This window comes from Streptomyces sp. NPDC008137, assembly GCF_042957035.1.
Classification (GTDB): domain Bacteria; phylum Actinomycetota; class Actinomycetes; order Streptomycetales; family Streptomycetaceae; genus Streptomyces.
The window spans coordinates 446165-454918 of the sequence record NZ_JBIBHN010000004.1 but is presented as its reverse complement, the minus strand read 5'-3'; the positions used below and the strand labels follow the sequence as shown (position 1 = coordinate 454918).

The following is an 8754-nucleotide window of genomic DNA, read 5'->3' as shown; positions in this document are numbered from 1 at the left end:
GTCCGCCCGGAGGGCGGGCCCTGCGGCGTCTGGTGCGTGCTCTGGGGGTCCCCCCGGCCGAAGGCTGGGGGAGTGCCGGACGCAGTCCCTCGTACCGGGCGTACCCGGGACTGTGTCCGGTGCGGCGAGAGTGCGTGCCAGACGCCGCGGGGCAGGAGGGACTTCGCGGACACGACCTAGCGGGTGTCCGCTAGGGCGCGCCGTCCGCCCGGAGGGCGGGCACCTCCCATGCCCTTGAGGCAGGGCGCTCGCCCGCAGCTCGGGCTACTCGTGTACGGGCGCCGCGCAGTCGACGTCCCGGGCCGGCAGGCGGCCCGTGGCCAGGTACGCGTTGACCGTGTCGTCCACGCACGGCGCACCGTAGACGCCGTACACCGCGTGCTGATCGGCACCGTTCAGCGTCACCAGACGCGAGGAGGGCCACATGCCGCGCACGGTCCTGGCGCCGTCGTGGTCGGTGCGCGGGTCCCCGGTGGCGTTGACGAGGAGGGCCGGCAGGTCGTCCCGGATCGTGGTCGGGCGTTCGCGCGGCCGGTCCCAGAACGCGCACGGGTTGATGTTGTGCGTGACGGGCGCGAACAGCGGGTCCTGCGCGCGGGCGCGCTGGACGTCGCGCCAGTAGACCTCCGGATCACGAGGCGCGGCGCCGTCGCCGCACAGGATCGCCGTCTGCGCGCTGCCGTAGGGGGAGTCGGTGCCCGTGAGCGTGAACTCGAGCACCCCGGCGAGCCAGGGCGACGGTGTGACCCGCTGCCCCCTGGACGCCCGCAGCATGTCCCGCACGCCCTGTGCGAAGTCACCGTAGGCGGCGTCGTTGTGCTGGGAGAGGCCGTTGAAGACGACCATGGGCATCACATGCTCGTCCAGCCGGTGGTCGCCGAGCCGCAGCGGTGTGCGGGCCGAGGCCTTCCGGACGCGTTCCAGTGCGGCGAGCACCTCGCCCCGGGTACGGCCCAGCCCGTAGGCCGCCTCGCGCGCGGCGGCCCAGGACGCCCAGCCCTCCAGCGCGTGCCGGTTGGCCCGCTCGACTCCCCGAAGCAGCCTCGGCCCGTAGCGGTCCGGGTCGATCACACCGTCCAGGACGACCCGGTCGGTGCGCCCGGGGAACATCGTGGTGTACACCTCGCCGAGGTAGCTGCCGTACGAGTAGCCCAGGTAGGAGATGCGCCGCTCGCCCAGCGCGGCCCGGACGACGTCCATGTCGCGCGCGGTGTCGCGGGTCGTGGCGTGGGGCAGGGCATCGCCCCCGTTGGTGCGGCAGAGCTCTGCGAGGTTCTTCGAGAACGCGGTCACGCGGTCGAAGCCGGCCCGGTCCTCACCCGCCCCGCGCCACGCCGAGCCGGTCGGCCAGCGGCAGTCCAGCGGGGTGCTGCGGCCGACGAAGCGGGGGTCGACGCCCACCACGTCGTACCGTGCGGCGACGTCTTTCATGGCCTTGCGCACCCACGGCGGGTCGCCGAGCGACGGCCCGCCGGGGCCGCCCCCGTTGAGCAGCAGCGGGCCGACACGGCGGGCGGTTTCGGTGGCGCGGATGCGGGATATCGCGACGGTGATCGTGCGGCCGCCGGGGTCCGAGTAGTCCAGAGGTACGGTCACGTCGGCGCAGCGGGCGCCCGCCTGCCGCAGCTCCTTGCCGGTCGCGTCGTCCGGGCCGAGCACACAGCTCTTCCAGGTGAGGTGCTGCTGGTGGTAGCGGGCGAGAGGGTCCGGTGTGGCCCGGGCCGTGGCGGGCAGTGCCGTGAAGGCGAGGGCGGCTGCCGTCAGGGCGAGCGCGGCTCTTCTCGCGGTTCCCGGGGAACGGGATAACACGTGGATGTCCCTTCTGTCGCGAATGTTCCCTCGGTGGCTGGCAGGGGCATGCCGAGGGGAGATCTCGTGTGACAGAACGGTAGGGACGGGCCGCTGCCCGATCACTCCGGCCGACCACCGGTTGATGGTGGGGCCAACCCCAGCGGACAGACGGGGGAATGCCGTTTCTCCGCGCCCGGCGAGAACGGGAATCCGGGCCCCAAGCTGGGAGAACGCTCGCGCAGACCTTGTGCAGGTCGCCGCAGGGGGGTTGTCCAGACATGGTCCCGCGCCTAGGGTCACCTTCCGAGTGCAAGCGCTTTCCAAGCGTGAGTCCACCGGCCGTTTCGAGGAGCGCCGCATGTCCGTGTCCCCAGGGTCTCCCACCCGCCGCCGCGTGGCCGTCGTCGGCACCGGAGCCATCGTCAGCGGCAGCCACCTGCCCGCGCTGCGGGCCCACTCCGACCGGGTGGAACTGGTCGCCGCCGTAGACGTGGACCAGGAGCGGCTCGACACCTTCCGCGAGCTGGCCGGCGACCAGGTCGCCGGGTACACCTCGGTGGACGCGATGCTGGACGCCGAACGCCCCGACCTGGTCCTGATCGGGACACCGCCCTCCCTGCACCGGGAACAGACGGTGGCCGCGCTCAAGGCGGGTGCCTGGGTGCTCTGCGAGAAGCCGCTCACCCTGTCGCTCGCCGAGTACGACGAGATCGCCGCCGCCGAGGAGGCCTCCGGGGCGTACGCGGCGGTCGTCTTCCAGCACCGCTACGGCTCCGGCGCCGTGCACGCCCGCGAGCTGATCACCAGCGGCGAGCTGGGCGCCCCGCTGGTCGCGCACTGCCAGACCACCTGGCACCGGGACGCCGCGTACTACGCGGTGCCGTGGCGCGGCAAGTGGGCCAGCGAGGGCGGCGGCCCCACCATGGGACACGGCATCCACCAGTACGACCTGCTGCTGCACCTGCTCGGCGAGTGGGAGGAGATCCAGGCCATGGCGGCCCGGCTCGTCCACGACACCGAGAGCGAGGACGTCTCCACCGCGCTGGTGCGCTTCCGTAGCGGCGCCCTCGCGACCGTCGTGAACAGCGTGCTGTCCCCCGACGAGGTGAGCCGCGTCCGCGTCGACTGCGCGGACGCCACCGTCGAGCTCACCCACCTGTACGGCCACAGCAACGACAGCTGGGCCTACACCCCGGCGCCGCACGTCGCCTCCGACCGCGCCACCGCCTGGCGCACCCCCGCGAACGACGTGCCCAGTTCGCACACCGCCCAGCTCCGCACGCTTCTCGACGCCTACGACACCGGCACCCGGCCACCGGGCAGCGGCCAGGACGCCCGCGCCACCCTCGAGTTCGCCGCCGCCCTGTACAAGGCCGCGTTCACCGGCCGCTCGGTGCGCGCGGGGGAGATCGGCCCCGGCGACCCCTTCTACCAGGCCATGCACGGCGAGTACCCCGACTGGGCCCCCAAGGAGCGCGCATGACCATCCGAGTCACCCACACCCACGGCGAGGACATCGCCGTCACGGCTGCAGGCGGCACGGAGATCCTCCGCTACGTCTACCGCCCCGACCCGGATCCCTTCGAGTCCCGCAAGCCGTACGCCCACCCCGTGCGCACCCTCTCCGGCCGCACGGTCACCGGCTACCGCCCGAACGACCACCGCTGGCACAAGGGCCTGCAGATGACCTCGAGCCATCTGTCCGGCCAGAACTTCTGGGGCGGCAACTGCTACGTCCACGGCCAGGGCTATCTGCCCCTGCCCGAGCGTGTCGGCTCGATGCGGCACGACGGCTTCCAGGACTTCACGGTCGAGGACGACCGCCTCGCCTTCACCGAGAACCTCACCTGGGTCGAGAACGGCGGCGAGGAGTGGGCCCGCGAGGTGCGGGGACTGACCGTCCACTCGGTGGACGAGGAGGCCGGATCCTGGGCCCTCGACTGGTCGATCCGCCTCACCAACCTCCGCTCCGAGCCCCTGGCCTTCGGCTCCCCGACCACCGCGGGCCGTGAGATGGCCGGCTACACCGGACTCCAGTGGCGCGGCCCGCGCGACTTCACCGGCGGCACGGTCTTCGCCCCCGACACCGACGCCGACGCGGGCAAGCTCATGGGCACCCAGAGCCCCTGGCTCGCCTTCACCACCGAGCACGACGACGTCGACGGCCACTCCACGCTCGTCTTCGCACACGCGCCCGAGAACCTCGACGAGACGTCCGCGATCCACGAGTCGCACTGGTTCGTCCGTGCCGAGCCCTTCCCGACGGTCGCCTTCTCCTGGGCGTTCTTCGAGGAGTTCGCACTCCCGCCGGGCGAGTCCTTCGCCTACCGCTACCGGCTGGTCGTCGCCGACGGCGCCTGGGACCGCGACCGGGTCGGCACCCACATGGAGAGCCTGCCGTGGTGAGCGACCCGAAGCCCGCCCTGCCGCACCCGCTGCCCGGCGCGATCGGCCTGTCCCATCTGAGCGCCTACGACTGGGAGGCCGCCGACGGCGTCTGCGGCGGCAGCCCGCATCTGCATCTGGTGTGCACGGAGGCGTACGTCGTCACCGGCGGCCGGGGCGCGGTCCAGACGCTGAGCCCCGACGGCTACCGGGACATCCCCCTCGCGGCCGGCTCCATCGCCTGGTTCACACCGGGCACCGTGCACCGCATGGTGCAGGGCGGCGACCTGCGCATCACCGTGCTGATGCAGAACAGCGGCCTGCCCGAGGCAGGGGACGCCGTGTTCACGTTCCCGCCCGAGGTGCTCGCCGACCCGGAGAGGTACGCCGCCGCCGCGAAGCTGCCGCCCGGCACGGGACCGGAGACGGCGGCGGCCGCCCGGCGGCGCAGGGACCTCGCCGTCGAGGGCTACCTCGTCCTGCGCGAGGCCCTCGAAGCCGGCGACAGCGGCCCGTACCTGGAGTTCCAGCGGGCCGCCGCGAGGATCGTGCGCGACAAGGTGCCGACCTGGCGTGAGCTGTGGCGGGCGGGTGCGCTGGCCACGGCCGAACGCACCGGCGCCCAGCTCGACGCGCTGGAGGCGGGGGAGCCCGTCCATCTCGGCGAGGCCACCGCCCACGAGGCGGCGCCCACCCGGCTCGGCGGCTTCGGCATGTGCGGCCGCCGGGACGAGTACAACCTGCCGGGCACCACGCTGCCGTACCAGGGCGAGTAACCCGGCAAGGGGGGCGACAGGCCGAGGGGGGCCAACAGGAAGTCCGAGGAAAGGAGAGGTGACCTCGGCATGCCCGGACACAGGACAAAGGGGTTCTGCGCGTCGGCCGCCGCACTGGCACTGTGCGCCGTGCTGGCAGGTTGCGGAGGATCCGGGGAATCCGCCGGTGGCGGCAAGGTCGTGCTGCGCTACGCGTGGTGGGGCAACCCCGACCGCGCGGCACGCACCGAGCAGGCCGTCGCGCTGTTCGAGAAACAGCACCCCGACATCGACGTCACGACGTCGTTCTCCGGCTACGACGCCTACAAGCAGAAGCTCGCCACCCAGGCCGCCGGCGGTGACGCGCCGGACGTGATGCAGCTGGACTACCGCCAGATCGACCAGTACGCCTCCGGCGGTGTGCTGCTCGACCTCGCGAAGCAGAAGTCCGTACTGCGTACCTCCGAGATCGACCGGGGCCTCCTCGCCACCGGCCGCGTGGACGACGTCCAGTACGCGATCCCGCAGGGCCGCGGCACCGAGACCGTCGCCTACGACGTCCGGACCTGGAAGAAGTCGGGCGTGCCCCTGCCCGGCGAGAGCTGGACCTGGAACCAGTGGGCCGACACCATGCGCGCCCTCGCGAAGAAGACCGGCAAACCCGGGGCGACCGACCCCGGGCAGAGCGAGGACGCCTTCGAGGTCTGGCTGCGCGGCCAGGGCAAGGCCCTCTACACCGAGGACGGCGGGCTCGGCTTCACCGCCGGCGACCTCACCCGCTGGTGGACCTTCACCGACAGGCTGCGCCGCGAGGGCGCCGTCTCGCCCGCCGAGCAGACCACCCAGCTCGACGGCTCCGTGGAGAACACCCCGCTGGGACGCGGCAAGTCCGTCACCGACGCCAACTGGGACGCCCCGGCCAGCGGCTTCCTCGCCCTCGTCCCGACCGGCGTCGCGCTCGCCCCCATGCCGTCCGGCGAGGACGGCACCCCCGGCCAGTACTTCAAGCCGTCCATGTTCCTGGGCGTCTCGGCCAACACCGGCCACCCCAAGGAGGCGGCCCAGCTCGTCGACTTCATGATCAACGACAGGGAGGCCGCGAAAATCCTCGGCGCGAGCCGCGGCATCCCGGTCAACGAGTCGATCCAGAAGGAGATCGCCCCGCGCCTGAAGGACTTCGACAAGACCATCGCCGACTTCCAGGCCTCCCTCGACGGAAAGCTCAAGGACCCGCCCCAGGCCCCGCCCTCGGGCGACAACGCCCTGCAGACCACCTTCCAGCGCGACTACGACCAGGTCTCCTACGCGCGCATGTCGCCCCGCGAGGCGGCCGAGAACTACGTCACCGAGGCGAAGGCGGAGCTGAGGTCATGACCACCACCGCGATCCCCCCGGAGGCGAAGCGCGCCCCCGCCACCACCCCGAAGCGCCGCCCCAGGCGCGAAAGCCAGGGCCCCGCCTGGGTGTTCCTGTCCCCGTGGGTGCTCGGCGCGACCGTCCTGACGCTGCTGCCGATGGCCGTCTCGCTGTACCTGTCGTTCACCGACTACGACCTGTTCAACCCGCCGAAGTGGGTCGGCCTGCGCAACTACACGCAGATGTTCACCGAGGACCCCCGCTACTGGCGTTCGGTCGTGACGACCCTGACATACGTCGTCATCGCCGTGCCCCTGCAACTGGCCCTCGCCCTCGTCGTCGCGCTCGCCCTGAAGGGCATGAAGCGAGGCAAGGCCTTCTACCGCTCCGCCTTCTACGCGCCCTCGCTGCTCGGCGCGTCGATGTCCATCGCCCTCGTCTGGCGGGCGGTCTTCAACGACGGCGGCACGGTCGACAACCTGCTCGGCACCGGCGGCTGGGTCAACAAGCCCGGCTTCTCGCTGCTGGCCGTCGCGCTGCTGACGGTGTGGCAGTTCGGCGCGCCGATGGTCATCTTCCTCGCCGGACTCCAGCAGATACCCGCCGAACTGTACGAGGCGGCGGCCGTGGACGGGGCGGGGAAATGGCGGCAGTTCCTCTCGGTCACCGTGCCGATGCTGTCCCCGGTGCTGTTCTTCAACCTGGTCCTGCAGACCATCCAGGCCTTCCAGGTCTTCACGCCCGCATTCGCCGTCAGCGGCGGCAAGGGCGGACCGGCCGACTCGACCCTCGTCTACACCATGTACCTCTACGACCGGGGCTTCGTCGCCTCCCACATGGGCTACGCCTCCGCCATGGCCTGGGTGCTGCTCGTCGTGATCGGCGTCGTCACGGCGGTCCTGTTCCGCACCTCGCGCTCCTGGGTCTTCTACGCCTCCGAGGGGGACCGGTGACCTCAACGACCGTTACACACAGGCCCGTTCGCTGGGGCCGTGTCGCCGTGCACCTCGGCTGCCTGGCCGCGCTGCTGGTCATGCTGTACCCGCTGGCCTGGCTGCTGGCCACCTCGCTCAAGCCCGCCGACGAGGTCATCGCGAGCCTGAACCTGCTGCCCGGCCATCTGGAGTGGTCGAACTACTCCACCGCCCTGGACGGCGTCAACGACGTCTCCATCTGGCGGCTGCTCTCGAACTCGCTGCTGATCGCGGGCGGCGCGGTCCTCGGCAACGTCATCAGCTGCTCGCTCGCCGCCTACGCCTTCGCGCGCCTCAGGTTCCGCTTCCGCGGGCCGCTGTTCGCCTTCATGATCGCCACGATCATGCTGCCGCACCACGCGGTGCTGATCCCGCAGTACATCATCTTCAACCAGCTCGGCCTGGTGAACACCTACTGGCCGCTGATCCTGCCGAAGTTCCTCGCCACCGAGGCGTTCTTCGTCTTCCTCATCGTGCAGTTCATGCGCGGGCTGCCGCGCGAACTGGAGGAGGCGGCCCGGATCGACGGCTGCGGCCCCTTCCGCAGCTTCTTCCAGGTCGTGCTGCCGCTCACCCGGCCGGCCCTGATCACCACCGCCATCTTCACCTTCATCTGGACCTGGAACGACTTCTTCACCCAGCTCATCTACCTCTTCGACCCGGACAAGTTCACCCTGACCCTCGCGCTGCGCTCCTTCGTGGACGCCTCCAGCACCTCCGCGTTCGGCCCGATGTTCGCGCTGTCGGTGATCGCGCTGCTGCCGATCGTGCTGTTCTTCCTCGCCTTCCAGCGATTCCTGGTGGAGGGCATGGCCAGCTCCGGAGTCAAGGGGTGAGCGGGATGCGCGCGCGTGAGGCCGGCGAGGTGTTCGGGCCGCGCATGGCCCTGTTCGCCGATGTGCTGAGCGTCGGCCTCGCCACGGCGGCGGCCTGTCTGCCGCTGGTGACCGCACCGGCCGCGCTGTCGACGGCGTGCGCCGTCCTGCGCGGCGCGGGCCAGGACCGGCCCGTCACAGCGGGGCGGTACTTCGCCCTGCTACGACACCGGCTCCGGGCCGGTGACCTGATGGCGGGCGGCGTGGCGCTGGCGGGTCTGCTGCTGCTCGCGGCCGATCTGGCGCTGGCCGGGGCGGGGCTGCCCGGGGCGCCGCTGTTCGCGGTGGCCGCCGCCGTCATCGGCGCCGGCGCGCTGGTGATCGGCCTGCGGGCCTGCGCACGCCCCGAGTCGCTCACCGACTGGCGCGCCGCCCTGCGCAAGGGCGCCCGGGACGGCGTACAGGACGTGGCCGGCAGCGCCCTGGTGCTGCTCGCGGTGGCGACGGCGGCCCTGTGCGCGGGGATGCTGATGCCGCTGGCGCTGCTGGTGCCGGGGCCGCTGGCGCTGGCGCTGACGGCGGTCGACGTACGCCGCGCGGCCGCAGGGGAGGCGCGCAGCGTCGTGCCGGAGGACGCCTGACGCCCTCAGGGGTCCTTGCACCATGCGGCCCGGATGG

Annotated in this window: 8 protein-coding genes; 7 read left to right on the top strand and 1 reads right to left on the bottom strand. The window is 72.0% G+C overall.

Features of this window, described 5'->3' with window-relative positions; translation table 11 throughout:
- Positions 1-264 precede the first annotated feature (264 nt).
- Positions 265-1809 (bottom strand): alpha/beta fold hydrolase, encoded by a 1545-nt coding sequence (locus ACFZBT_RS10010; RefSeq protein WP_391100708.1) that lies wholly within the window; start codon positions 1807-1809, stop codon positions 265-267.
- 340 nt (positions 1810-2149) lie between these two features.
- Here ACFZBT_RS10010 and ACFZBT_RS10005 point away from each other — a divergent pair, with 340 nt between their 5' ends.
- The 7 genes from ACFZBT_RS10005 to ACFZBT_RS09975 all read left to right on the top strand — a co-directional run bounded on the left by ACFZBT_RS10005 (position 2150) and on the right by ACFZBT_RS09975 (position 8717).
- Complete coding sequence (locus tag ACFZBT_RS10005) at positions 2150-3274, top strand: Gfo/Idh/MocA family oxidoreductase (RefSeq protein ID WP_391100705.1); 1125 nt, start codon at positions 2150-2152, stop codon at positions 3272-3274.
- Positions 3271-4197 carry a DUF6807 family protein gene (locus tag ACFZBT_RS10000; RefSeq protein ID WP_391100703.1) on the top strand — a complete coding sequence of 309 codons (927 nt, stop codon included), beginning with the start codon at positions 3271-3273 and terminating at the stop codon, positions 4195-4197. Before ACFZBT_RS10005 ends, ACFZBT_RS10000 begins: the two co-directional genes overlap by 4 nt.
- On the top strand, positions 4191-4952 hold the full coding sequence (locus ACFZBT_RS09995; RefSeq protein ID WP_391100701.1) for a cupin: 762 nt from the start codon (positions 4191-4193) through the stop codon (positions 4950-4952). The genes ACFZBT_RS10000 and ACFZBT_RS09995 overlap by 7 nt, the downstream gene beginning before the upstream one ends.
- A gap of 69 nt (positions 4953-5021) precedes the next feature.
- Positions 5022-6305, top strand: a complete 1284-nt coding sequence (locus ACFZBT_RS09990; RefSeq protein WP_391100698.1) for an extracellular solute-binding protein — start codon at positions 5022-5024, stop codon at positions 6303-6305.
- Positions 6302-7240 (top strand): ABC transporter permease subunit, encoded by a 939-nt coding sequence (locus ACFZBT_RS09985; protein WP_391100696.1) that lies wholly within the window; start codon positions 6302-6304, stop codon positions 7238-7240. The genes ACFZBT_RS09990 and ACFZBT_RS09985 overlap by 4 nt, the downstream gene beginning before the upstream one ends.
- A complete protein-coding gene (locus ACFZBT_RS09980) occupies positions 7237-8097 on the top strand; it encodes an ABC transporter permease subunit (protein ID WP_391100694.1) in 861 nt (286 codons plus the stop codon). Before ACFZBT_RS09985 ends, ACFZBT_RS09980 begins: the two co-directional genes overlap by 4 nt.
- 5 nt (positions 8098-8102) lie before the next feature.
- On the top strand, positions 8103-8717 hold the full coding sequence (locus tag ACFZBT_RS09975) for a hypothetical protein (protein WP_391100691.1): 615 nt from the start codon (positions 8103-8105) through the stop codon (positions 8715-8717).
- The last annotated feature ends 37 nt before the right edge of the window (positions 8718-8754 follow it).

Coding starts and splice junctions, on each gene's coding strand:
- ACFZBT_RS10005 (WP_391100705.1), top strand. CDS start 2,150: ATGTCCGTGTCCCCAGGGTCTCCCACCCGCCGCCGCGTGGCCGTCGTC.
- ACFZBT_RS10000 (WP_391100703.1), top strand. CDS start 3,271: ATGACCATCCGAGTCACCCACACCCACGGCGAGGACATCGCCGTCACG.
- ACFZBT_RS09990 (WP_391100698.1), top strand. CDS start 5,022: ATGCCCGGACACAGGACAAAGGGGTTCTGCGCGTCGGCCGCCGCACTG.
- ACFZBT_RS09985 (WP_391100696.1), top strand. CDS start 6,302: ATGACCACCACCGCGATCCCCCCGGAGGCGAAGCGCGCCCCCGCCACC.
- ACFZBT_RS09975 (WP_391100691.1), top strand. CDS start 8,103: ATGCGCGCGCGTGAGGCCGGCGAGGTGTTCGGGCCGCGCATGGCCCTG.